The organism is Stenotrophomonas ginsengisoli (genome assembly GCF_001431485.1).
In the GTDB taxonomy this organism is placed as follows: Bacteria; Pseudomonadota; Gammaproteobacteria; order Xanthomonadales; family Xanthomonadaceae; genus Stenotrophomonas; species Stenotrophomonas ginsengisoli.
Window position 1 is genome coordinate 1 of the sequence record NZ_LDJM01000027.1, and the last position, 22,592, is coordinate 22,592.

At 67.3% G+C, this 22,592-nt stretch carries 18 protein-coding genes; 11 read left to right on the forward strand and 7 right to left on the reverse strand.

The window, feature by feature from the left end; genetic code table 11:
* Positions 1-167: 167 nt before the first annotated feature.
* A complete protein-coding gene (locus tag ABB30_RS10995) occupies positions 168-1,037 on the reverse strand; it encodes an alpha/beta fold hydrolase (protein WP_161808856.1) in 870 nt (289 codons plus the stop codon).
* 133 nt (positions 1,038-1,170) lie between these two features.
* On the opposite strand from ABB30_RS10995, the gene ABB30_RS11000 reads away from it, so the two are divergent.
* Positions 1,171-1,749, forward strand: a complete 579-nt coding sequence (locus tag ABB30_RS11000; RefSeq protein WP_161808857.1) for a biotin transporter BioY — start codon at positions 1,171-1,173, stop codon at positions 1,747-1,749.
* Positions 1,750-1,753: 4 nt separating this feature from the next.
* Here ABB30_RS11000 and hemH read toward each other — a convergent pair whose 3' ends face one another.
* Positions 1,754-2,713, reverse strand: a complete 960-nt coding sequence (gene hemH, locus ABB30_RS11005) for a ferrochelatase (RefSeq protein WP_057638363.1) — start codon at positions 2,711-2,713, stop codon at positions 1,754-1,756.
* 157 nt (positions 2,714-2,870) lie between these two features.
* On the opposite strand from hemH, the gene ABB30_RS11010 reads away from it, so the two are divergent.
* The 4 genes from ABB30_RS11010 to tatC all read left to right on the forward strand — a co-directional run bounded on the left by ABB30_RS11010 (position 2,871) and on the right by tatC (position 5,287).
* Complete coding sequence (locus tag ABB30_RS11010; protein WP_057638364.1) at positions 2,871-3,764, forward strand: YSC84-related protein; 894 nt, start codon at positions 2,871-2,873, stop codon at positions 3,762-3,764.
* Between the two features lie 83 nt (positions 3,765-3,847).
* Positions 3,848-4,078 (forward strand): Sec-independent protein translocase subunit TatA, encoded by a 231-nt coding sequence (gene tatA, locus ABB30_RS11015; RefSeq protein ID WP_057638410.1) that lies wholly within the window; start codon positions 3,848-3,850, stop codon positions 4,076-4,078.
* Positions 4,079-4,092: 14 nt separating this feature from the next.
* Complete coding sequence (gene tatB / locus ABB30_RS15835) at positions 4,093-4,554, forward strand: Sec-independent protein translocase protein TatB (RefSeq protein ID WP_083489836.1); 462 nt, start codon at positions 4,093-4,095, stop codon at positions 4,552-4,554.
* Complete coding sequence (gene tatC / locus ABB30_RS11025; RefSeq protein ID WP_057638365.1) at positions 4,547-5,287, forward strand: twin-arginine translocase subunit TatC; 741 nt, start codon at positions 4,547-4,549, stop codon at positions 5,285-5,287. The genes tatB and tatC overlap by 8 nt, the downstream gene beginning before the upstream one ends.
* A 78-nt stretch (positions 5,288-5,365) precedes the next feature.
* Here tatC and ABB30_RS11030 read toward each other — a convergent pair whose 3' ends face one another.
* Both ABB30_RS11030 and ABB30_RS11035 read right to left on the reverse strand, forming a co-directional pair.
* On the reverse strand, positions 5,366-6,277 hold the full coding sequence (locus ABB30_RS11030; RefSeq protein WP_057638366.1) for a BPSS1780 family membrane protein: 912 nt from the start codon (positions 6,275-6,277) through the stop codon (positions 5,366-5,368).
* Positions 6,278-6,357: 80 nt separating this feature from the next.
* On the reverse strand, positions 6,358-7,077 hold the full coding sequence (locus ABB30_RS11035; protein ID WP_057638367.1) for a glutamine amidotransferase: 720 nt from the start codon (positions 7,075-7,077) through the stop codon (positions 6,358-6,360).
* Positions 7,078-7,397: 320 nt separating this feature from the next.
* Here ABB30_RS11035 and glyQ point away from each other — a divergent pair, with 320 nt between their 5' ends.
* The 5 genes from glyQ to ABB30_RS11060 all read left to right on the forward strand — a co-directional run bounded on the left by glyQ (position 7,398) and on the right by ABB30_RS11060 (position 16,542).
* Positions 7,398-8,309, forward strand: a complete 912-nt coding sequence (gene glyQ / locus ABB30_RS11040) for a glycine--tRNA ligase subunit alpha (protein ID WP_057638368.1) — start codon at positions 7,398-7,400, stop codon at positions 8,307-8,309.
* Positions 8,309-8,569 carry a hypothetical protein gene (locus ABB30_RS11045; protein ID WP_057638369.1) on the forward strand — a complete coding sequence of 87 codons (261 nt, stop codon included), beginning with the start codon at positions 8,309-8,311 and terminating at the stop codon, positions 8,567-8,569. The genes glyQ and ABB30_RS11045 overlap by 1 nt, the downstream gene beginning before the upstream one ends.
* Positions 8,566-10,740 carry a glycine--tRNA ligase subunit beta gene (glyS, locus tag ABB30_RS11050; RefSeq protein ID WP_057638370.1) on the forward strand — a complete coding sequence of 725 codons (2,175 nt, stop codon included), beginning with the start codon at positions 8,566-8,568 and terminating at the stop codon, positions 10,738-10,740. The genes ABB30_RS11045 and glyS overlap by 4 nt, the downstream gene beginning before the upstream one ends.
* A gap of 121 nt (positions 10,741-10,861) precedes the next feature.
* Positions 10,862-12,682 carry an autotransporter assembly complex protein TamA gene (locus tag ABB30_RS11055; RefSeq protein ID WP_425477407.1) on the forward strand — a complete coding sequence of 607 codons (1,821 nt, stop codon included), beginning with the start codon at positions 10,862-10,864 and terminating at the stop codon, positions 12,680-12,682.
* Between the two features lie 23 nt (positions 12,683-12,705).
* On the forward strand, positions 12,706-16,542 hold the full coding sequence (locus ABB30_RS11060) for a translocation/assembly module TamB domain-containing protein (RefSeq protein ID WP_057638412.1): 3,837 nt from the start codon (positions 12,706-12,708) through the stop codon (positions 16,540-16,542).
* Between the two features lie 576 nt (positions 16,543-17,118).
* Here ABB30_RS11060 and ABB30_RS11065 read toward each other — a convergent pair.
* The 3 genes from ABB30_RS11065 to ABB30_RS11075 all read right to left on the reverse strand — a co-directional run bounded on the left by ABB30_RS11065 (position 17,119) and on the right by ABB30_RS11075 (position 20,510).
* Positions 17,119-17,718, reverse strand: coding sequence for a nitroreductase family protein (locus ABB30_RS11065; protein WP_057638371.1), 600 nt, complete (start codon positions 17,716-17,718; stop codon positions 17,119-17,121).
* 181 nt (positions 17,719-17,899) lie between these two features.
* Positions 17,900-19,867, reverse strand: a complete 1,968-nt coding sequence (locus ABB30_RS16665) for an N-acetylmuramoyl-L-alanine amidase (protein ID WP_211263485.1) — start codon at positions 19,865-19,867, stop codon at positions 17,900-17,902.
* Positions 19,868-19,949: 82 nt separating this feature from the next.
* Positions 19,950-20,510, reverse strand: a complete 561-nt coding sequence (locus ABB30_RS11075; protein ID WP_152980710.1) for a hypothetical protein — start codon at positions 20,508-20,510, stop codon at positions 19,950-19,952.
* A gap of 146 nt (positions 20,511-20,656) precedes the next feature.
* Here ABB30_RS11075 and ABB30_RS11080 point away from each other — a divergent pair, with 146 nt between their 5' ends.
* Complete coding sequence (locus ABB30_RS11080) at positions 20,657-22,564, forward strand: M61 family metallopeptidase (RefSeq protein ID WP_057638374.1); 1,908 nt, start codon at positions 20,657-20,659, stop codon at positions 22,562-22,564.
* The last annotated feature ends 28 nt before the right edge of the window (positions 22,565-22,592 follow it).

Consider the following 22,592-nt stretch of genomic DNA (forward strand, 5'->3'; position numbering starts at 1 on the left):
GGATTGGACTGGGGAGGGGGAGGAAAGCGTGGGCGGACGGCCCGGTGAGCGCAGCGCTGGTATCGGCCCGGACGCAGCCGGGCAAGGCCGCGCAGCGTGGGGCAGGTATCAGGGAGATAGCGGCCGGTGGGTGAAAAAATGGAACAGTCAGCGCCGCGTATGGCAGCTCATGCGGTGTCGCCGAGGAAGCCGGCGATGGCCGCAGCGGCGGCCTCGGCGTTGCCCAGGTGCAGGTGGTGCCCGCCGGCCAGGCGCCGATGCTGCAGCTGGGCAATGCAGGCGCGGCGCTGCTGCTGTGCCTGGGCATCGATGAAACGGCTGGGTGGGTCGGCTTCCAGCAGCAGGGTCGGGCAGGTGATCGCGCCGAGCACGGCCTGGACCTGCGCCTCGTGCAGGTAGACCGCACTGGGTTCGGTCAGGCGCGGGTCGTAACGCCAGTACCACTGGCCGTCACGCTGGACCACACCGCGCTGTACCAGGCAGGCGGCATCAGCGGCATCGAGCTGGTTGCGCTGCTGGCGCAGGACGATGCCGGCTTGTGGGCTGTCCAGTGGCCGGGGTGTGCTGGACAGGCCGGGCGGACAGCTGAGCAGGTGCTTGCGCAGGCGCGGCACGGTGGCATCAACCGGTGCACTGAGCTGGCCCAGCGCGTCCAGGCAGACCAGCGCCGTCACCCGTTCGGGCACGCTGGCGGCCAGCAGGCAGGCGATGCCGGCGCCCATGGAATGCCCGATCAAAGTGGTTTGCTGCCAACCCAGTGCATCGAGCACGGCCAGCACGCAGGCGGCCTGGCCGGGTTGGCTGTAAGCGCCGGGCAGCCAGCTGCTGTGGCCATGCCCGGGCAGGTCGATGGCCAGGATGTCCAGCCCGCCGTGGGCGGCCAGCAACGGTGCCAGGCGGTCGAAACTGGCGGCATTGTCCAGCCAGCCATGGCAGGCCAGCAGCGGCCGTGCGCCGGCCTGGCCCCAGCGGCGTGCGGCCACCCGGCCCCAGGGCAGGTCAAGAACCAGGTCGGTGGCAGTGGCGGGGCAGGCCATGGCAGGCATCAGGCAGTAGCGGTGCCTTGCACAGTAGGTGGGCCGGCAGGCAGCGGCAATGATCTGCATCAACGCACTTGCCGAAGGCGGCATTGCCCGGCAGTGTGGCCGGCTGTGTGCCTGCGAGCCTGCCATGAAGCGGATCATCCCGACCCTGTTGCCGATGCTGCTGTGTCTGCTGCTGATCTGCCTGTGCGCGCGCTTGCCGGGGCTGCCGCTGGGACCGGTGCCGATCACCCTGCAGTCGCTGGCGGTGATCCTGGCCGGGGCCGTGCTCGGGCCCTGGCGCGGTGGCCTGGTGGCGCTGGTCTACCTGCTGCTGGGCGGGGTGGGCGCGCCGGTGTTTGCCGGTGGTGCCAGTGGCTGGGCCAGTTTTGCTGCCCCCAGTGGTGGCTACCTGCTGTCCTTCCCGCTGGTGGCCACCTTGTGTGGCGCCCTGGTGTGGAGGTGCATGGCTGCTGGCCGCCCGGCGCGGCCGCTGATCCTGTTTGCCTGTGGCCTGGGCAGCAGCCTGGCCCTGGTGCATCCGCTGGGCGTGGCCGGGCTGATGCGCGCGCTGGACATCGGCCTTGCCCAGGCGCTGATGATCGACCTGCGCTTCTGGCCCGGTGATGTGCTCAAGAACACCATCATGGCCCTGCTGGCCACGGCCGCACACCGGCGTTGGCCGGGCCTGCGTGGCGGCCCTGTGTCAACGGCAGCGGGCGGCTGAGGTATCAGGCGATGGCCTGGCGCACCACCGCGGCCAGGGCCTGGGCATGGGCCGGGGAGTCGTTCAGGCAGGGGATGTAGCGCATCGCCGCGCCACGTTCGGCCAGGGTTTCGGTGAAGCCCATGGCCACTTCCTCCAGGGTCTCCAGGCAATCGGTGGCAAAGCCCGGGCAGGCCACGTCGATGCGCTTGACCCCGGCCTCGGCCATGTCCCACAGCATCGGCTCGGCGTAGGGCTGCAGCCACTGTTCCTTGCCGAAGCGCGACTGGTAGCCCATCGCCCACTGGCCGGGCTGCAGCTGCAGCGCATCGGCAATGGCCTGGGCACTGGCCTGGCACTGCTGCGGGTAGGGGTCGCCGTTGTCGGCCACCCGCTGCGGGATGCCGTGGAAGGAAAACACCAGCTTTTCCGGCCGGCCATGGGCCTGCCAGTAAGCGCGGATCGAGCCGGCCACCGCCTCCACCCACTGCGTCTGCACCGGGTAGTCGTTGATGCTGACCACCTCGGTGAGCTGGTTGCGCAGGCGCCACTGCTGCACCACGTCCAGCACCGAGGCTGTGGTGGTGGTGGAGTACTGCGGGTAAAGCGGCAGCACCACGATGCGCTTGGCACCGTCGGCCACGGCCTGGTCCATCACCTTGTCCAGCGCCGGCTGGCCATAGCGCATGGCATGGCGCACCGTTAGCCCGGGCAGCTGCTGGCCCAGCATGCCGGCCAGACGCTCGGTGTACACCGCCAGCGGCGAGCCTTCCGGCAGCCAGACCTGGGCGTATTTCTCGGCCGATTTGCGCGAGCGCAGCGGCAGGATGATCCCGCGCAGCAGCGGCTGCCACAGCAGCGGCGGGATCGACACCACCCGGCGGTCACTGAGGAACTGGGCCAGGTAGCGGCGCACGGCCGGGGCGGTCGGCGCATCCGGGGTGCCGAGGTTGACGAGGATGACAGTGGTATTGGCGGTATCCATCGGACAATTCTGACATTGCCGCTGCCATCAATCGAACTGATCGTGGCTATGGCGGCGATAGCCGGGCATGCGGATCGGGTTGGATGCGATTCATCCAGCACCGCCCAATTGCGGCATCTTGCTTTATCTTGCAGTCCAGACTTTTTGGAGATGGCCCATGCGTCGCCTGCCCCGCTTGATCCTGCTTTCCGCTGCCCTGGCGGCCACTGCCCCGGTGCTTGCCGGCCCGCAGGAAGACCAGCGCTCGCGCAATGCAATCCGTGTTCTGGCCGAAATCCAGAACATTCCCGAACAGGCCATTCCCGACAAGCTGCTCGATGAAGCGCGCGCGGTGGTGGTGATTCCGGACACGATCAAGGCCGGCCTGGTCATCGGTGGCCGTCGTGGCCACGGCCTGATGTCGGTCAAGACCGCCGACGGCAGCTGGTCCAGCCCGGTGTTCATCAAGCTCACCGGCGGCAGCATCGGCTTCCAGGCCGGGGTGCAGTCTTCCGATGTGATCCTGGTGTTCCGCAACGATCGCTCGCTGGACAACATCGTCAACGGCAAGTTCACCCTCGGCGCCGATGCCGGCGTGGCCGCCGGCCCGGTCGGGCGCAGTGCCTCGGCCGCCACCGATGGCCAGCTCAAGGCCGAGATCTGGTCGTGGTCGCGCGCCCGTGGCCTGTTTGCCGGCGTGGCCCTGGATGGCGCCGTGCTGCAGATCGATGATGCGGCCAACCTGGAGGCCTATGGCCCGGGCACCACGCCGCGCATGATCATCGAGGGCCGTCTGGCCGAGTCTCCGTCGCAGGACGTGGTCAATTTCCGTGACCGCCTGGAAGAGGCCAGCTACACCGCCAACGGCAACCGCAATGGCACCCCCGGCGCCGCTGCGGGTTCGGCCACGGTGGCCCCGCCGCGTGCGGCCCCGGTGGTGGTCAATGCCCCGCAGCCGGCCCAGGACGGTGCGCAAACCGCGCCGCTGAACAGCAGCCCGGCCGCCGAACCGGCCCAGCAGGGCTTCCAGCCGGTCAGCGAGGGTGAAATCCGTACCGAGACCCTGGACTGACACCTAGGCCACAGGTCATGGCGATCTTGTAATTACCCTGGGGTATGCTTGGTTCACCCTATGTAATAGCGATGGTGATCGTCATGCCCGGTGGCTTCAGTATTTGGCATTGGTTGGTAGTGCTGGCGGTGGTGCTGCTGGTGTTCGGCACCAAGCGTCTGACCAGCGGCGCCAAGGACCTTGGCAGTGCGGTCAAGGAATTCAAGAAGGGCATGCGCGAGGACGACAAGCCGGCTGCGCAGCTGGGTACCGACGCGGCTGATGCCACCAAGGACCAGGCTGCCAAGGCCGAGCAGTCCAGCCCGCGTGACTGAGCGGTTGCACGCCCGTGTTTGATGTCGGCTTCTCCGAAATACTGCTGATCGCCGTGGTGGCCCTGCTGGTGCTGGGTCCCGAACGCCTGCCCAAGGCCGCGCGCTTCACCGGGCTGTGGGTGCGGCGTGCGCGCAGCCAGTGGGATTCGGTGAAGACCGAGTTCGAGCGTGAGATTGCCGCCGAGGATCTCAAGCGCAGCATCGACAGCGCCCGCCGTCAGGCCAGTGAGGTCGCGCAGCAGATGGGCAGCGTCGAGGATGGCGTACGCCAGGCCGCGCCGGCCAGCAGCGATGCGCCCATCGCCGCTGCGGGCACGCTGGTGGCGAACGAGGCCGCGCCGGTGGTGGCAACCACGGCGGCCGATGCCGAGGCGGCCGCTGCCGCACCGGTGATCGAGCCCGGGCGCAGCGTGTCGCTGGAAGATCCCGTGCCAGGCACGGACAGCCCCAAGCCGGGAGAACGCCACGGTGGCTGATACCGATGCGCCCTTGATTGAACACCTGATCGAGCTGCGTGGCCGCCTGCTGCGCGCGCTGGCCGGTTTTTTCCTGATCCTGCTGTGCCTGCTGCCGTTTGCCGCCAAGCTTTACGGCTGGCTGGCCGAGCCGTTGATCTCGCTGCTGCCGGCCGGGCAGAGCATCATTGCCACCAATCCGGCCGGGGCGTTCTTCGCGCCGCTGAAGCTGGCCATGTTCAGCGCGCTGTTCATCAGCATGCCGTGGCTGCTGTACCAGGCCTGGGCGTTCGTGGCCCCGGCGCTGTATGCACGCGAAAAGCGCCTGGCCCTGCCGTTGCTGGCCTCGGCGGTGTTGTTGTTCTACGCCGGCTGCGCGTTTGCCTACTTCCTGGTGCTGCCGGCGGTGTTCCACTTCCTGACCAGCTTCGGCGCCGATGTGATTGCGGTGACGCCCGATGCCGGGGCCTACCTGGATTTCGTGATTGCCCTGTTCCTGGCCTTTGGCCTGAGCTTCGAGCTGCCGGTGGCGATGGTGATCCTGGTGCAGTTGGGCTGGGTCAGCCCGGCCCAGCTCAAAGAAGCGCGTGGCTACGCCATCGTCGGCATCTTCGTGCTGGCCGCCATCGTCACCCCGCCGGATGTGATCTCGCAGCTGATGCTGGCCATCCCGATGTGCCTGCTCTACGAAATCGGCATCCACGCCTCGCGTTGGCTGTTGCCCGGGCCACAGACCCGCGACGCGGCCGGCTGAGCGCCCGCCTGCGCCAGGCAGCAACAAAAAACCCCGGCCTTGGCCGGGGTTTTTTCATGCCGGCAACGCGTACCGGGCTCAGGCTTCAAACACGTCCTGGGCGGTGCCGGCACGCGGGGCATCGCTGCCCTGGCCCGGCAGCGGGGGGACCGCGAACAGGTCCTTCCAGGCCGCATATACCGCGCCGGCCAGGATCGGCAGCAGGGTGCCGGTGTACAGCATCAGGATCAGCACCAGGGCCAGCGCCGGGCCGAGGATCAGCGACAGCAGCAGCAACACGATGAAGGCGGCGATGTTCAGTGCCACCAGGCTGACCAGCACGCTGGCGTACAGCACCACCATTGCCGGCAGGTTGTTCAGCCCGGCGCGCAGGCTGGCAGCCAGTGCCTGCAGGCCGCTGCGCTGCTCGAACATCACCTGCGGCAGCATCAGGGCCAGCATCAGGGCCACCGCCAGGGTGGTCAGCAGGCTGATCGCCATCCACAGCAGGGTGCGGTAGACCGGCAGGGTGGCGGCCAGCTCGTTGAGCCGTTCCGGGCTGACCTGTTCGCCGCTCTGGCTGATCTGCTGCAGCTCCTGCTGCACTTCCAGCCAGCGCTGCACGCCTTCCTGGCCCACCAGCATCAGCTGCAGCAGGCCCAGCACGATGCCGGCGACAAAGTAGGGCAGCACGGCCAGCATCAGGTGCGGCAGGCGGCCCTGGCGGGTGCCTTCGAGCAGGTGGCCGGGGCGCGGCAGGCGGCCGTGTTCGGCCTCGCGCACGGCCCAGATCAGGCCGCCCATCATCACCGGCACCGCGAACAGGATCAGCAGCTGCAGCACGATGCCCAGGGCCGGGTTGAACGCGGACAGGCTCACGCCCAGCATCACCACCAGGCCGAACAGCATGCCCAGCTGTCCCAGCCGCAGCGGTGCACTGCGCCACACATCAAAGCCGGCCATCAGCCAGCGTGCACCGGCTGAAGCCGGCACCTTGCGGATATCAGTCATACGTCCTTCGATCAACGGGGCGCCGGTCGTGCCGGCGCCGGTTGATTATCGCCGTTTTCCAGCGCGGCGTCGGAACCGGCTCACGCTGCCAGGCGGGTCTGGCGCACAAAGCGGCGCAGCAGGTGCCGGGCCTGCGGGGCGGCATGCACCTGGCGCGCCAGCTGGCGCGCATCGCCGCCATGGCGGGCGATGCACTCGGCGCGCTCGCGCAGGTAGCCGCGCATGTGGTGGGTGGCAAATTCCGGGTGGAACTGCACGCCCCAGGCGCGCTCGCCGATGCGGAAGGCCTGGCAGTTGTCGCGCGCGGACTGGGCCAGAACGGTGGCGCCCGGCGGCGGGGTGAGCACGGTCTGCAGATGGGTGGCATGGGCCGGCAGGGTCGCCGGCAGGCCGGCAAACAGCGGGTCATCGGCCGCTTCGGCATGCAGGGTCAGGGCGATCGTGCCTGACTCGCGCCCGGCCGGGTTGAACGCCACTTCGCCGCCCAGGGCATGGGCCAGCAGCTGGTGGCCGTAGCAGATGCCCAGCACCGGCAGGCCGGCGGCCACGGCCTGGCGCAGCCAGGCGGCGGTGGCCTCGCTCCAGTCGGCGCGGTCGGTGACATAGGCGGCCGAACCGCTGATCACCACCCCGGACACCTCGGCCAGCGCCGGCAAAGCCTGGCCAGCGGTCACATCCACCACCCGGGTCTGCCGCACACACAGGCCGGCAGCCACGCGGATCCAGTGCGCAAAGCCGCCGTAGCGGTTGAGCGAGGGCAGCGGTTTACCGGTTTCGATGATCAGCAGCGGGGCGGCCATGGGCAATCAACAGCGGGTGGGTTCGCCCCTGTTGTGCCGTGCCCGGCGCCGGGCTGCAAGCCGCTTGCCGGCGCACTCTGGCCAGGGCGGGGCGCCGGCGAGCGGGTGCGGCCTTGCCGATTCTGGCGCAAGCCTTGCCCGGCAAGGGCTGGCGCGATTGCCGCCGCGGCGTGGACATGCCCTGCCTGCATGGCCTGATAAGCGCTGGGTATGAGCACGCCGCGCTCGGTGGACGGGCCCCGGGCCCGGCTGCGCAGCGCAGGGCGGTGCGGCAGTGCGGCGTTATACTGGGCAATCCACACGAACTGACAAGCCGGCCGATGTCCGTCACTTCCCGCGTACCGATCACTTTCCAGGGCCTGATCCAGACCCTCAATGAATTCTGGGCACAACAGGGCTGCGTGCTGATCCAGCCGCTGGACCTGGAAGTGGGCGCCGGTACCTTCCACCCGGCCACCTTCCTGCGCTCGATCGGGCCGGAAAGCTGGAATGCGGCCTATGTGCAGCCTTCGCGCCGCCCCACCGACGGCCGCTACGGTGAAAACCCCAACCGCCTGCAGCGCTACTACCAGTACCAGGTGGCGATGAAGCCGAGCCCGGACAACATCCAGCAGCTGTACCTGGATTCGCTCAAGGCGCTGGGCATCGATCCGCTGGTGCACGACCTGCGCTTTGTCGAGGACAACTGGGAATCGCCGACCCTGGGCGCCTGGGGCCTGGGCTGGGAAGTCTGGCTCAACGGCATGGAGGTGACCCAGTTCACCTACTTCCAGCAGGCCGGTGGCCTGGAGTGCAAGCCGGTCCTGGGTGAGATCACCTACGGCCTGGAACGCCTGTGCATGTACCTGCAGAACTGCGACAACGTCTACGACCTGGTCTGGACCTACGGCCCGGACGGCTCGCCGGTCACCTATGGCGATGTCTACCACCAGAACGAGGTGGAGCAGAGCACCTACAACTTCGAGTACGCCGACGTGGAAGAAATGTTCCACCGCTTCGACGCCTGCGAGCGCGAGGCGCAGAAGCTGATCGAAGCCGGCCTGCCGCTGCCGGCCTACGAGCAGGTGACCAAGGCCAGCCACAGCTTCAACCTGCTTGATGCCCGCCGCGCCATCTCGGTGACCGAGCGTCAGCGTTACATCCTGCGCGTGCGCACCCTGGCCATGGCCGTGGCCAAGCTGTACGAGGCCAAGCGCATCGAAGCCGTAGCCGCCAAGGGCGAGGCTCAGTAATGAGCATCGACCCGGGCTGGGCCAGCGTCGGTTATGTGAACTTCTTGTTCGGCCTGGGCCTGGCGGCCTGGGCAATGAGCCATCAACGCAGTGCCCTGTTCTGGTTTCTGTTCGGCTGGGTCCTGGCGCCGGTGGCCGGTGTGGTGATGCTCATCCTGCATCGCCGCCACATCAAGGCGAACACCACGGACCCGAAGTTTTCCGTATTTCCCCAAACTGGGCGCGGTGACCTGATGTCGACGCGCAAGGACGTCATATGAGTGAGAACAAACCGCTTCTGATCGAACTGGGCGTGGAAGAGCTGCCGGTCAAGGCGCTGCCGGGCCTGTCCCAGGCGTTCTTTGACGGCATCGTCAACGGCCTGGAAAAGCGTGGTGTGGTGGTGGAGCGTGGCGCTGCCAAGCCGCTGTCCACCCCGCGCCGTCTGGCCGTGCTGCTGCCGGGCGTGGGCGCCCAGCAGCCGGAACAGCACTCCGAAGTGCTGGGCCCGTATCTGAACATCGGTCTGGATGCCGACGGCAACCCGACCAAGGCACTGGCCGGATTTGCCGCCAAGGCCGGGGTCGAGTGGACTGCGCTGGAACGCACCAGCGACGCCAAGGGTGAGCGTTTCGTCGCCCGCTCGGTCAAGCCGGGCCAGGCCACTGCGGCCCTGATTCCGGAAATCCTGGCCGAAACCATCGCCGCCATGCCGATCCCCAAGCCGATGCGCTGGGGTGCCCATACCCACGCCTTCGCCCGTCCGGTGCATTGGCTGGTGGTGCTGCACGGCAAGGACATCGTGCCGGTGCAGCTGCTGGGCCTTTGCAGCGACCGCTTCAGCCGTGGCCACCGTTTCATGCACGACAAGCAGGTCTGGCTGAGCGAGGCCGGCGAGTACGTCGACGCCCTGGCCGGTGCCAAGGTGCTGGTGGATGTGGAGCTGCGCCGTGAGCGCATCGTCGCCCAGGTCACCGAAACGGCCACCGCCGCCGGTGGCGTGGCCCGCATCACCGAGGACAACCTGGCCCAGGTGGTGCACCTGTGCGAATGGCCGGCCCCGGTGCTGTGCCGCTTCGAGAGCGAATTCCTGGCCGTGCCGCAGGAAGCGCTGATCGAGACCATGGAGATCAACCAGAAGTTCTTCCCGGTGCTCTCGGCCGAGGGCAAGCTGACCGAGAAGTTCATCGGCATCGCCAACATCGAGTCCAAGGACGTGGCCGAGGTGGCCAAGGGCTACGAGCGCGTGATCCGTCCGCGCTTTGCCGATGCCAAGTTCTTCTTCGACGAAGACCTCAAGCAGGGCCTGGAAGCGATGGGTGCCGGCCTGGCCACGGTGACCTACCAGGCCAAGCTGGGCAGCGTGGCCGACAAGGTGGCCCGCGTGGCCGCCCTGGCCCAGGCCATCGCCCCGCAGGTGGGCGTGGATGCGGCCAAGGCCGCGCGCGCCGCGCAGCTGGCCAAGAACGACCTGCAGTCCTACATGGTCGGCGAGTTCCCCGAGCTGCAGGGCATTGCCGGCCGCCATTACGCCGTGGCCGCAGGCGAGGATGCCGATGTCGCGCTGGCCATCGATCAGGCCTACCAGCCGCGTTTTGCCGCCGATGACATCGCCGCCTCGGCCCTGGGCAAGGTGCTGGCCATTGCCGAACGTGCCGACACCCTGGCCGGTGGCTTTGCCGCCGGCCTGAAGCCGACCGGCAACAAGGACCCGTTTGCCCTGCGCCGCAACGCCCTGGGCCTGGCCCGTACCCTGATCGAATCCGGGTATGACCTGGACCTGCGTAAGCTTTTGGAGCAGGCAATCAATGAGGCGAAGTTCGCAATCGTAAACAGTCAGGCCAATTCGCAGTTGAAGGCGGCGGCAGAGGCTAAGAAACAGGGCGTACAAGTAAAAGGTGGTGCTTTTGCAGCAGCTTCGTTCGATCCCAGCATCTTCGACGAGTTGTATGACTTCATCATCGACCGCCTGAAGGGCTACTACGCCGACAAGGGCGTGCCGGCCACCCACTTCAACGCGGTGGCCGAGCTCAAGCCGGCCTCGCTGTACGACTTTGACCGCCGCATCGAGGCGATCGGCATCTTTGCTGCCCTGCCCGAAGCCGAAGCCTTGGCTGCGGCCAACAAGCGCATCGGCAACATCCTGCGCAAGGCCGAGGACGGCGCCATTGCCGCAGGCATCGATGCGGCCCTGCTGCGCGAGCCGGCCGAAGCGGCGCTGGCCGAAGCCGTCACTGCGGCCGTGGCCGACACCGCCGGCGCGCTGGAAAGCAAGGACTACGTGGCCGTGCTGACCCGTCTGGCCGGCCTGCGTGCGCAGGTGGATGCGTTCTTCGACGGCGTCATGGTCAATGCCGAAGACCCGGCCCTGCGTGGCAACCGTCTGGCCCTGCTCAAGGCGCTGGGTGATCGTCTGGGCGCAGTGGCGGCGATCGAGCACCTGTCCAACTGAGCCGATCGCTCCTTCGTGCAGCAACACGGCCCGCGCAAGCGGGCCGTGTTGTATCCGGCGCTGGCTGATGTTTTTGTGACACGCCCTTCACCTTGCATATCGGCACCGGCGTGCATTTTGTATGCCCCTGTGCCCCGGTTATGCTGGCCCGATGCAGCCCAGTCGATTCGTTTTCCTCGCCGCCCTTGTCCTTGCCAGCCTGTCCGTTCCGGCCTGGGCGCGTGGCACGATCGAGAAAGTCAGCATCCAGGGCCTGGACAAGGGCGATGACGCGGAAATCATCGAGAACATCGAGGTCTCCCTGTCGCTGTACCAGGTGCTGGGCAAGGTGCAGGGCGAATCGCGTCTGGAATACCTGCTCAACCAGGCCGAGCGCCAGACCCGTCAGGCACTGGAACCGTTCGGTTACTACAACCCGGTGATCCGGGTGGACCCGCAGCGCACCGATGACAGCATCGTGGTGCAGATCCACGTGGACAAGGGCGAGCCGGTGCGGGTGCGGCGCGAGAACATCAGCATCGTTGGCCCCGGCGAGGACGACCAGTACCTGCAGCGTGACCTGGCCGCCTTCTCGCCGCGTCGTGGCCAGGCTTTCGACCACACCACCTACGAAGCCAGCAAGGTCACCATTACCCGGCGCTTGAACGAGCGCGGCTATTTCGATGCTGATTTCACCCAGCGCCAGGTTTCGGTGACCCGCGCCGAGAATGCGGCCGACATCGACCTGGGCTGGGATTCCGGCCTGCGCTACAACATCGGTGAAGTGCGCTTCCACCAGGATTACTTCCGCGATGACCTGTTCCAGCCGCTGGTGTACTGGGAGCAGGGCAGCTACTGGCACGAAGGCAAGCTGGACCGCCTGCGCGAGTCGCTGACCAAGCTGGATTACTTCAGCGTCATCGACATCCAGCCGCGTCCGGAAGAGGCCTGGGACCACCCCAACGATGAAGTGCCGGTGGATGTGACCCTGACCCTGGCCAAGCGCAACATCTACACCGCCGGTGTCAGCTACGGCACCGAAAGTGGCGCCGGTGTGCGCGGCGGGGTGGAGCGGCGTTACGTCAACCGCCGCGGGCACAAGCTCAACACCCAGCTGGACTACGCGCAGAAGCGCAAGAGCTTCCTCACCAGCTACAAGGTGCCGGCCTTCCGCTGGCTCGATGGCTGGTATGCACTGAGCGCGTCGGTGTATGACGAGCAGACCGACTACATCGACCTGCGCAACTACAAGCTGATTGCCAGCCGCAGTGGCGAGGTCTCGGAAAACCTCACCGTGGTGGCCTCGCTCAACGTGCTGGACGAGCGTTGGCGCTACAGCTCCGGTGACAGCTACGAAGGCTTGCAGTACCAGAACAGCACCCTGTTCTATCCGCAGATCACCGCCGACTACGTCAATGTCGATGACCGCATGTTCCCGCGCCGTGGCTACGGTGGTTCGGCCACCGTTCGTGGTGGCATTGGCGGTGTCGGTGCCGATGCCAGTTTCCTGCAGGCCCACGCGGTGGCCCGTGCCTATCTGCCGATCGGCCAGAACAACCGCCTGATCGGCCGGGTCGAGGGTGGCACCACCTGGACCAGCGATGTGCTGGCCATCCCGCCGAGCCTGCGTTATTTCGCCGGCGGTGACCGTTCGGTGCGTGGCTATGCCTTCCGCGAAATCGGCCCGCGCACCCCGGCACCGGACCGCTTTGCCCTGGGTGCCAAGCATGTGGTGGTGGCCAGCGCCGAATACGAGCACTACTTCGGCACCGGCCCTTGGGGCGTGGCCGCCTTTGTCGATACCGGCAGTGCGTTTGACGACAGCATCGCCCTGAAGACCGGTGTCGGCTTGGGCGTGCGCTGGAAATCCCCGGTCGGCCCGGTGCGGGTGGATATCGCGCGTGGCCTGAATGACCCGGATTCCTCCTTCCAGCTGTACCTGAACATCGGAGCGGACCTGTGAGTGAGGCCAAGCCGGTCAAGGACATGAGCCCGGAAGAGCGCAGCGAGCGCCTGGCCGAACTCAAGGCCCGCCGCCGCGCCCGCCTGCGCAAGGCCGCCATCGGCACCGGCATCGGCGTGGTGGCACTGTTGCTGGTGGTGCTGATCGCCGCCTACTGGCTGCTGCAGACCGTGGCCGGGCGCGAAGTGCTGATGGCCCAGGTGCAGGCACGTCTTCCCGCCGAAGCCAGCCTGACCTGGTCCAGGCTGGAAGGCCCGCTGGCCGGGCCGCTGATCCTGCATGACCTGGATTTCATGTACGACGGCCTGCGCTTCAGCGCCGGCCAGGCCTATCTGGACCCGGACATCCGCCCGCTGCTGGGGCGCAAGCTGCGCCTGGATGCGCTGCAGCTGCGCGATGCCCATCTGGAACTGGGCCCGCCCAGCGACGAACCCTTTGAACTGCCGCGCTGGCCCGATGTGCTGCCCGCGCTGGAAGTGCCCCTGTCGCTGCAGGCCGACACCATCGCCGTGGACAACCTGCGGGTGACCCAGCTCGGCGAGCCGATGGTCACCGTGCACAAGCTGCGCGGCGGCCTGACCCTGGCCGACGGCGAGCTGCGCGCCACCGCGCTGAAGGCCAACACCGACATGGGCGACCTGTTGCTGGAAGGCCACTACAACCCGCGCAAGGATTACGACACCGACCTGGTGGCGCGCGCCCTGGTGCCGATGCCTGACGGCGGGCAGGCGCGCCTGGGCCTGGCCATGCGCGGCGACCTGGACCGGATGGAAGTGGCTCTGGCCGGGCATGCGCCGCAGCCGGTGCACGCGATGCTGATCCTGGAAGGGCGTGACCAGCCGACCTGGCGTGCCTTTGCCCGGGGCGAGAAGCTGGAACTGGGGCACTGGTTGCCCGGCGCGGCGGAAACTGCGCCGTTGTCGCTGCAACTCAGTGCCCGCGGCGAGGGTGGCAAGGCCCGCCTGCAGGGGCGGGTGCAGCAGGGCGAGCAGGACATCGTGCTGGCCCCGTCCAACATCGCCATCGAAAACCAGGTGCTGAGCGTGGCCCCGCTGGTGGTGCAGGCCTTTGGCGGCACCATCGGTGCGCGTGGTACCGCCGATTTCAGTGACAGCAGCAACCCGGCGTTCCGCCTGTCGCTGTCACTGCAGGGCCTGAACTGGACCCCGGCAGCGGAAGGTGACGCTGCGCCGGTGCCGGTGTTCCTGCGCCAGGCCCTGCTCGGTGTGGCCGGTACCGCCAATGCCTGGGCGGTGTATGGCACCGCCGACATTGCCCGCGAACAGCAGCAGGCGGCGTTGAAGATCGACGCCCGTGGCAGCCAGCGCGGCGCCTTCATCCAGGAACTGGTGGCCACCACCCCGGGTGGCAAGGCCACTGTCGAGGGCAAGGTCGGCTGGGAGCCGGTGCTGGCCTGGGAGGCCAAGGCCGACCTGGACGGGTTTGACCCGGGCTATTTCCTGCCCGGCTGGGACGGCAAGGTCTCCGGCCAGGTGGTATCCGATGGTTCGCGCCAGCCGGCCACGCTGCCGGCTGATCCGTCCGCCCCGCCACAGCCGGGCATCCTGCAGGCCAACGTGGACATCCCGCGCCTGCATGGGCAGCTGCGTGGCCGTGCGCTGCAGGCCAAGGCCGCGTTGCAGCTGGAGGGCGAACAGGCCCAGGGTGATATCGACCTGTCGCTGGGCAACAGCCATGTCCAGGCCAAGGGCAAGGTCGGCAGCCAGATCGATGTGCAGGCGCAGTTGCAGCCGCTGCAGCTGGATGACCTGTTGCCGGGCAGCAGTGGCAGCCTGGCCGGCTCGCTGGAGCTGCGCGGGCGTACCGACAGCCCGGACATCCGCGCCGACCTGCGCGGTAGTGGCCTGCGCTGGGGCGATTACCAGGCCCAGAGCCTGAGCCTGGTGGGCGAGCTGCCGTGGCGCACTGGCCAGGGCCAGATTGCCCTGCGCGCGACTGCCTTGCAGGCCGGGATGGCGCTGGACAGTGTGCAGCTCGATGCCAGCGGCAACCTGCAGCAGCTGGCCCTGAGCGGCAACGCCAACAACGAACTGGGCAAGGTGGCCCTGCAAGGCAACCTGGGCCAGACCGCCACTGGCTGGGACGGCAGCCTGCAGGCCTTGCAGATCGACCCGGCCAAGGGCGCGGCCTGGGCGTTGCGTGCGCCGGCCAGCTTCCGCCTGGATGGCAGCCGCCTGCGTCTGGCCGATGCCTGCCTGGGTGCGGCCACCGGTGGTGCGCTGTGCGTTGCCGCCGACTGGCCGGGCAACGGCCTGAGCGTGCGTGGCGATGCGCTGCCGCTGTCGCTGGTGCAGCCGTGGTTGCCGCTCAACGAGGGCCGGCGTACCCATCTGCGTGGTGAGCTGACCATCGATGGCCAGCTGCGCCCGCAGGGCAATGCCTTTGTTGGCCAGTTCAAGATCATCTCCCCCGAAGGCGGCGTGCGTCTGGGCGACAACTCGCGTGGCGAGGTGGTGCGCTATGACAACTTCAACTCCACCATCGACCTGACCCCGCAGGCGATCAATGCCTATGTGGGTATCGGCTTTGTCGGCGACGGCTTTGTCGATGCGCGGGTGGCCACCGGCTGGTCGGACAGCTCGCCGCTGGTGGGCGACATCTACCTCAACATGTCGCGCCTGTATTGGCTGGAGCTGTTCTCCGCCGACCTGGTGCGCCCGACCGGCCTGCTCGAAGGCCATGTCAGCCTGCGCGGCGAGCGTGGCCAGCCGCAGATCGGCGGGCAGGCCAAGCTGAGCAACTTTGCCGGTGAGTTCCCGGCCCTGGGCCTGAACCTGAGCGAGGGCAGTGGCGAGCTGGTGGCCCAGCCCGATGGCAGTGCGCGCATCCAGGCCAACGTGAAGACAGGTGGCGAAGGCGCGCTGCGGGTGGATGGCGGGCTGTCCCTGTTCGGCCAGGAGCAGCCGCTGCAGCTCAACATCACCGGTGAGCAGGTGCTGGTGGCCAACACGCCGGAACTGCGCATCATCGCCAACCCCAACCTGCAGTTCACCCTGGATGCCGAGGCGATGAAGCTCACCGGCAGCGTGCAGGTGCCCGAGGCGAGCATCGACCTGGAGCGCCTGGACCGCGGTACCTCCACCTCCGACGATGTGGTGGTGCTGGACCCGGTTGACCCGGAAACCGCAGCCTCCTCGCCGCTGGACATGAACCTTGCCATCGCCCTGGGCGACCAGGTCAAGATGAGCGGCTTCGGCCTCAAGGGCACCCTGGCCGGTGAGCTGCAGGTGATCTCGCGCCCGGGCCGGGAAATGACCGCCAACGGCCAGCTGGAAGTGGGCGGGCGCTACAAGGCCTATGGCCAGGACCTGACCATCACCGATGGCCGCCTGCTGTGGAACCACGGCGTGGTCTCCGACCCGCGTATTTCGATCCGGGCCCGGCGTGAGATCGGTGATGTCACGGCCGGCATCTACGTCACCGGGCGGGCGATGCAGCCCAAGGTGGATATCTGGTCGGAGCCGTCGATGTCCCAATCCGAGGCGCTGTCCTATCTGGTGCTGGGGCGCAGCCTGTCGATGGCCTCGTCTGACCAGATGGACCAGGTCAGTGCGGCGTCGGCGGCGTTGTCGGCCGGCAGCGGCCTGCTGGCCAGCCAGATCGGTGCGCGCCTCGGCTTCGATGACGCCGGTGTCAGCCAGTCACGCGCGCTGGGTGGCGCGGTGCTGGGGGTGGGCAAATACATCACGCCCAAACTCTATGTGGGCTACGGCGTATCGATGATCGGCTCCGGCTCGGTGCTGACCCTGAAGTACCTGCTGCGCAAGGGCTTTGACATCGAAGTCGAATCGAGCACGGTGGAAAACCGCGGCTCGGTCAACTGGCGTACGGAGAAGTAACCCTGCCACGTGCTGCGCCGAGTGGTGTGGCACAGGTTTGTTGCAGGAACGTGCCCGGTGCGAGGCTTCTGCGCTGTGGCCAGCTGCAGGGGTGTGCTGTGGGGTGGCTTGTCGCGGCTGGAGCCGCTCCAACAGGAGCTGGGGCAGCGCTGCTGTGGGTTTTCGAGGCCAGCAGCCTGATTGCCTTTGTAGGAGCGCCGCCCGGCGCGATGCTTCTGCGTTGTGGCCCGCTGCAGGGGTGTGCTGTGGGGTGGCTTGTCGCGGCTGGAGCCGCTCCAACAGGGGCTGGGGCAGCGCTGCTGTGGGTTTTCGAGGCCAGCGAGCCTGATTGCCTTTGTAGGAGCGCCGCCCGGCGCGATGCTTCTGCGTTGTGGCCCGCTGCAGGGGTGTGCTGTGGGGTGGCTTGTCGCGGCTGGAGCCGCTCCTGCAGGGGCTGGGGCAGCGCTGCTGTGGGCTTCGAGGCCATGATGCCTGATTGCCTTTGTAGGAGCGCCGCCCGGCGCGATGCTTTTCGCCAGACAAACAAAAAGCCCCGCCATTGGCGGGGCTTTTGCATCACGCATCAGCGGCGCTGGATCAGCCGGCAACGATGAAGCGGGTGGCGTCGTCGATGAAGGTCTTCTCGCCAAAGCCGGCTTCGTTGGAGCCGAACGGCATCTGTGCGCGCAGCTTCCAGCTGGCCGGCACGCCCCACTTGGCGGCCACGGCGGCGTCGGGCAGCGGGTTGTAGTGCTGCAGGCTGGCGCCGATGTTGGCCTGGCTCAGGGCCACCCACACCGCGTACTGGGCAATGCCCGAGGCCTGTTCGGACCACACCGGGAAGTTGTCGGCATACAGCGGGAAGTTCTGCTGCAGGCCACTGACCACGTCCTGGTCCTCGTAGAACAGCACGGTGCCGGTACCGGCGGCGAAGCTGTTGATCTTGCCTTCGGTGGCGGCAAAGGCCTCGGCCGGCACGATCTTGCGCAGCTCTTCCTTGACGATGTCCCAGAAGGCGATGCTCTGCTCGCCGTGCAGGATCACGGCACGCGAGGACTGCGAGTTGAACGAGGACGGGGCCTGGCGGATGGCCTCCTGGACCAGGGCGGTCACTTCGTCCTTGCTCTGGGAGACATTGCGGCCCAGCGCGTACTGCGTGCGGCGCTTGGTGATCGCATCAAGGTAGGCGTTGCTCATGGGATGCCTCTGGGCGGAATCGGGAAAGGAGGAGCGCAGGTTACGCAGCCGATGCCACCTTGGAAACATCAAAAATAGAACAATTCGTTGGTGTGTTTCCAATTATCGATATTTTTGTGAGCGAAATTTCACACAAGCCCCGCCCGATGCGGGATCGGGCGGGGCCTGTGTGCGGCCTGGATCAGTAAACGACCTGCACGTCGTCGATGTAGACGTTCACGTCGTAAGCGGTGTTGGCGCGCTCCAGCCAGATTGCGTCCAGGGTGACGCTGGCGGCGGTGATGCTGCCGTTGCCGCCACTCCATGCACTCCATTGCGCCGCATCGGCCAGCGACCAGGACACATAGGTCCAGCTGTTGGCCGGAATCGAGCGGGCGGTGGAGCGCTCGGTGCCGTCGCTGTCGTCGATGCCCACCCGTACGCTCATGCCGGTGCCGCCAGTCCACACCCAGAAGCCGACCTTGCCGTTGCTGCGGGTCAGGCTGGCGTTGTTGGCCGGGGTGCCGGCGCCCGAAAGCAGGCGTACCGACCAGTTGGCGGTGGTGGCGGTGTTGTCCTTGAGCAGCACGCGCAGCGAGCAGCTGCCGTTCTTGCGCGTGGTGCAGTCGCGGGTGGTGGTGGAGGTGGTGGCAATGCCGGTGGTGGAGCCGGAATAGGTGGGGCTGGTGGTGAAGCGGCCGACGCTGGTTTCAAAGCGGTCCAGGTAGGTGGTGCTGCCGGTCGGCGGGGTGGTGCCGCCGCCGCTGCCGGGGTTGATCAGGTTGTAGTACTTGGACCAGTTCCAGTTGATGCCCGGGTCGGTGTGGCTCTGCCCCGGGAAGTGCTGATGGCCCTTGATCTTGACCGAGGCGGCCAGCTCGTTGAGGCCGCTGCTGGCCGCGCCCTTGTAGGCGCTGGTGCAGACGATGGCGCTGTACTTGGAGCAGAAGTTGCGCACCAGGGCGGCCGAGGCGCTGTACATCGCATCGGTGTACCAGGAGCTGTTGTTGACCCAGCCCTCGTGCTCGATGCCCAGGGTGTAGCTGTTCTGGTTGCGCACGTGCCAGGCGGTGTGGGCATTGCGCACCATCTGCGTGACCTGGCCGTCGGAGGAACGGATCACATAGTGCGCACTGACGTTGGAGGTCGAATTCTGGAACCAGCTGATCGAGCCGGCGTAGGAGCCCTGGGTGGTGTGCACGGTCACCGCGCTGACCGCGGCACTGCGCGAGGCGGTGTAGTTGGTCGAATGGGCCGGGTTCCAGATCGCCGGGCCGTAATCGGTGGAGGCAATGCCCACATTGGTGGCCGGGCTGGCATTGCCATTGAAGGTCAGGGTCTCGTTGACCGGGTCCACCGCGTAGCCATCAATCTCGATGCGGTCGCTGGCCACATCCAGGCGCACCATCGGCGCACGCATGGCCACCAGCTGGTTGGCGTCATAGGCGTTTTCCCAGGCAATCGCACGCTCGGGCACCACAATGCCGCGGTCATTCACGCCGCGGTCCTGGGCCAGCAGCACGTCATAGGCAAAACTGTTGCGGGCGAAGCTGTCCACTTCACCGCCGGCCAGCGCTGAGGCCGAGTAACCGGCATAACGTGCCAGGGCCGGGCGGATCGCTTCCGGGCTCAATGCGGCGCTTTTGATCGTGCGCGCGCTGCCGGCCTGCGGGTGGTCGCGCTTGATCTGCGCATCGAGCAGGGCGGCCGCAGCCAGGATGTTGGTCAGCGGATCGGTACGCACCTTGTCGCTGCTCACCCCGAGCAGGCGTGCGCCTTCGCTGACCTGGTCGGCAAAACCTTCACCGTGGTACAGGCCCATCACGCCCCAGGCCGCCGGCATGCGGTTGTGCGCCTCTTCCTGCGAGTCATGCTCGGGGAGCATGTGCATCCAGCGGCTCTGCACGTAGGCCAGTGCCTCCAGGGTGCCGGCCGGGATCGACGGGTACTGGTGGTAAGCGGTGCGGAAGTGCTGCACAAAAGCCGCGCGCTGCGGGGCCAGGCGGCGTTCTTCCAGGTCCAGGCTGGCCTGCAGCTGGGCTTCCTCGTTGCTGACGGTGTCATCAATCAGGATCGGCTGGAGCGGCAACTGGATGCTGGACTGGGCCAGGGCAGGGCCGGCAATCACAGTGGCGAGTACGGCAGACAACACGGTAAGACGATGCGACATCGGACATTCCCCATGTGTGTGGTAGCCGGCCATCTGTACCGCATGTGGGAAAGCTCTTAACGGCCAACTGGACAATATGTGATCAAGTGCCCGCCCGTGGCGCGATGGGGGTCATTGAATCGGCGCTTTTGGCCGCCCGCGCGGCGGCACCGGCATAGCGTGAAAACAGCCGAGTGCGCGGCAGGCCGATGCCTAGCAGCCGGCCCGCGACATGGGTAGTGACATGGGCCGGCGGACGCGGCAGCTGCCGGCCGAGGCGGTGTTCGAGCTGGCGCGTGAAAGCTTCCTGGCCGGGCACGATGACGGCCTCCACCAGGCTCCAGCTACCAGTGCCATGGGGCGCGCGGTCCGGGCGTTTGTGCAGCAGGGTCAGTTGCCCGGTGGGCAGGATGCGGGTATCCCCGGCCTGCCACCGTTGCTGCAGCCAGGCGTGCACATCGCCACGCAACGCGCGCTGCAGCTCGGCCACCAGCGCCGTATTGGCCAGGGTGAGGTGGTGCTCGGCCTTGGGCTGCAGGATGATGCCGGCCACGGGGATCGGCCTGTCCTGCGCACAATCCACGCCCCAGCTTTGCAGCAAGGCGATGGTGGCGGTGTTGGCGGTGTGCTGCCAGCCGGGCAGGGGGATCAGGAAGGCGGGCATGCGAGTGAGCCGGTTGAGCGATGAAACCATCTTGCCGTTGCCGGTCATATCCGGACAGGGCCATGCCGATTGACCCATGCGCCGCGCCCGCCTGTCGGCCCACCATGGCCGATATTCCAAATTCCCGGGGAAGCACGATGCGCGCAATGCGGTGGACGGTACTGGCAGTGGCCTTGATCACGGCAGCTGGCGCAATGGCAACACCGTTGCCGGTAACGGTGGATGCGCGCGGTGTGGAAATCAGCAGCGCTGACTACCCGGGCACCATCACCCTGGAGATCGATGCCAGCAACCTGAGCCAGCGCGTGTTTTCCGTGCGCCAGACCGTGCCGGTAAGCGTCGGCGAGCGCCGCTTCCATTACCCGGCCTGGCTGCCGGGCAACCATTCGCCCACCGGCCAGATCGAAAAACTCGCCGGCCTGGTCATCACCGCCAAGGGCCAGCGCCTGCAATGGCAGCGTGACCCGCTGGATGTGTACACCTTCAACGTGCGTGTGCCCGAAGGCGTGAGCGAGCTGCAGATGGACTACCAGTTCCTCAGCCCCACCGACCCGGCGCAGGGCCGCACGGTGATGACGCCCAACCTGCTCAACCTGCAGTGGAACGCGATGGTGCTGTACCCGGCCGGCCATGCCGCCAATGCCATCGCCTACGCCGCAAGCGTGCGTTACCCGGCCGGCTGGCAGGCCGCCAGTGCGTTGCCGGTGGCCCGCCGCCAGGGCGATACCGTCCACTACGTGCCCACCAACCTGGAAGTGCTGGTGGATTCGCCGGTGTTTGCCGGCCGCTACAGCCGCACCATCGCGCTTTCACCTGAAGGCAGCCGCCCGGTGCGCCTGAACGTGTTTGCCGACCGCGCCCGCGATCTGGAAGCCAAGCCCGAGCACCTCCAGCAACACCGCCAGCTCATCGAGCAGACCCGCAAGCTGTTCGGCGCCGAACATTACGACCACTACGATTTTCTGTTTGCCGTCACCAGCCAGCTTGGCGGCATCGGCCTGGAGCACCAGCGCTCCAGCGAGAACACCGAAGACCGCGATTACTTCAGCAGCTGGGATGAAAAGATCGGCAGCACCGACCTGCTCGGCCACGAGTACGCCCACTCCTGGGACGGCAAGTACCGCCGCCCGCGTGATCTGACCACCCCGCACTACAACGTGCCCATGCAGGGCAGCCTGCTGTGGGTGTACGAAGGCCAGACCCAGTACTGGGGCAACGTGCTCACTGCCCGTGCCGGCCTGCGCCCGCTGGCGCCCTCGCGTGATGCCCTGGCCCTGGTCGCAGCCACCTATGCCGACAACCGCCCGGGGCTGGAATGGCGCTCGATGGGCGATACCACCAACGACCCGGTCATCGCCCGCCGCAAGCCGAAACCGTACCGCGGCTACCAGATGAGCGAGGACTACTACCAGGGCGGCCAACTGCTGTGGCTGGAAACCGACGTGCGCCTGCGCACTCTCAGCGGCGGCAAGGTCAGCCTGGATGACTTCGCCCGCACTTTCTTCGGTCAGAACGACGGGGAATGGGAACGCCCGTCCACCTACACCTTCGATGACGTGGTGGCCACGCTGGAACAACTGCAGCCCAGCGGCGACTGGAACACCTTCCTGCGCGACCGCGTCGAAGGCCGCATCGGCCTGACCGGCGGCATCGAAGCCAGCGGCTGGAAGCTGGTCTACCGCGACACGCCCAGCCCCTACCAGAAGGCCATGAGCAAGGGCAGTGGTGCCAACTTCACCTACTCACTCGGCTTCACCGTCGATGGCAGCGGCAAGGTTGGCGATGTGCGCTGGGACAGCCCCGCCTTCAACGCCGGCATCGGCCCCGGCATGCAGCTCGTGGCCATCAACGGCCTGCAGTACAGCCGCGAAGAGCTGGAAGACGCCGTGCGTGCCGCCAAGGACGCAAAGCAGCCGATCAGCCTGCTGGTGAAGGAAATGGACACCTACCGCAGCCTGCCCATCACCTACATCGATGGCCTACGCTACCCGCACCTGGAGCGCATCGAAGGCAGCACCGACTACCTGACCCCGATCTTCACCCCCCGCGACTGACGCGCGTTGCACCTGCCGGGCTGCGGAA

Bases quoted from the DNA above. Each gene is read 5' to 3' on its own strand.
- ABB30_RS10995 (WP_161808856.1), bottom strand. From the start codon at position 1,037: ATGGCCTGCCCCGCCACTGCCACCGACCTGGTTCTTGACCTGCCCTGG.
- ABB30_RS11000 (WP_161808857.1), top strand. From the start codon at position 1,171: ATGAAGCGGATCATCCCGACCCTGTTGCCGATGCTGCTGTGTCTGCTG.
- hemH (WP_057638363.1), bottom strand. From the start codon at position 2,713: ATGGATACCGCCAATACCACTGTCATCCTCGTCAACCTCGGCACCCCG.
- ABB30_RS11010 (WP_057638364.1), top strand. From the start codon at position 2,871: ATGCGTCGCCTGCCCCGCTTGATCCTGCTTTCCGCTGCCCTGGCGGCC.
- tatA (WP_057638410.1), top strand. From the start codon at position 3,848: ATGCCCGGTGGCTTCAGTATTTGGCATTGGTTGGTAGTGCTGGCGGTG.
- ABB30_RS11030 (WP_057638366.1), bottom strand. From the start codon at position 6,277: ATGACTGATATCCGCAAGGTGCCGGCTTCAGCCGGTGCACGCTGGCTG.
- ABB30_RS11035 (WP_057638367.1), bottom strand. From the start codon at position 7,077: ATGGCCGCCCCGCTGCTGATCATCGAAACCGGTAAACCGCTGCCCTCG.
- glyQ (WP_057638368.1), top strand. From the start codon at position 7,398: ATGTCCGTCACTTCCCGCGTACCGATCACTTTCCAGGGCCTGATCCAG.
- ABB30_RS11045 (WP_057638369.1), top strand. From the start codon at position 8,309: ATGAGCATCGACCCGGGCTGGGCCAGCGTCGGTTATGTGAACTTCTTG.
- glyS (WP_057638370.1), top strand. From the start codon at position 8,566: ATGAGTGAGAACAAACCGCTTCTGATCGAACTGGGCGTGGAAGAGCTG.
- ABB30_RS11055 (WP_425477407.1), top strand. From the start codon at position 10,862: ATGCCCCTGTGCCCCGGTTATGCTGGCCCGATGCAGCCCAGTCGATTC.
- ABB30_RS11060 (WP_057638412.1), top strand. From the start codon at position 12,706: ATGAGCCCGGAAGAGCGCAGCGAGCGCCTGGCCGAACTCAAGGCCCGC.
- ABB30_RS11065 (WP_057638371.1), bottom strand. From the start codon at position 17,718: ATGAGCAACGCCTACCTTGATGCGATCACCAAGCGCCGCACGCAGTAC.
- ABB30_RS16665 (WP_211263485.1), bottom strand. From the start codon at position 19,867: ATGTCGCATCGTCTTACCGTGTTGTCTGCCGTACTCGCCACTGTGATT.
- ABB30_RS11075 (WP_152980710.1), bottom strand. From the start codon at position 20,510: ATGCCCGCCTTCCTGATCCCCCTGCCCGGCTGGCAGCACACCGCCAAC.
- ABB30_RS11080 (WP_057638374.1), top strand. From the start codon at position 20,657: ATGCGGTGGACGGTACTGGCAGTGGCCTTGATCACGGCAGCTGGCGCA.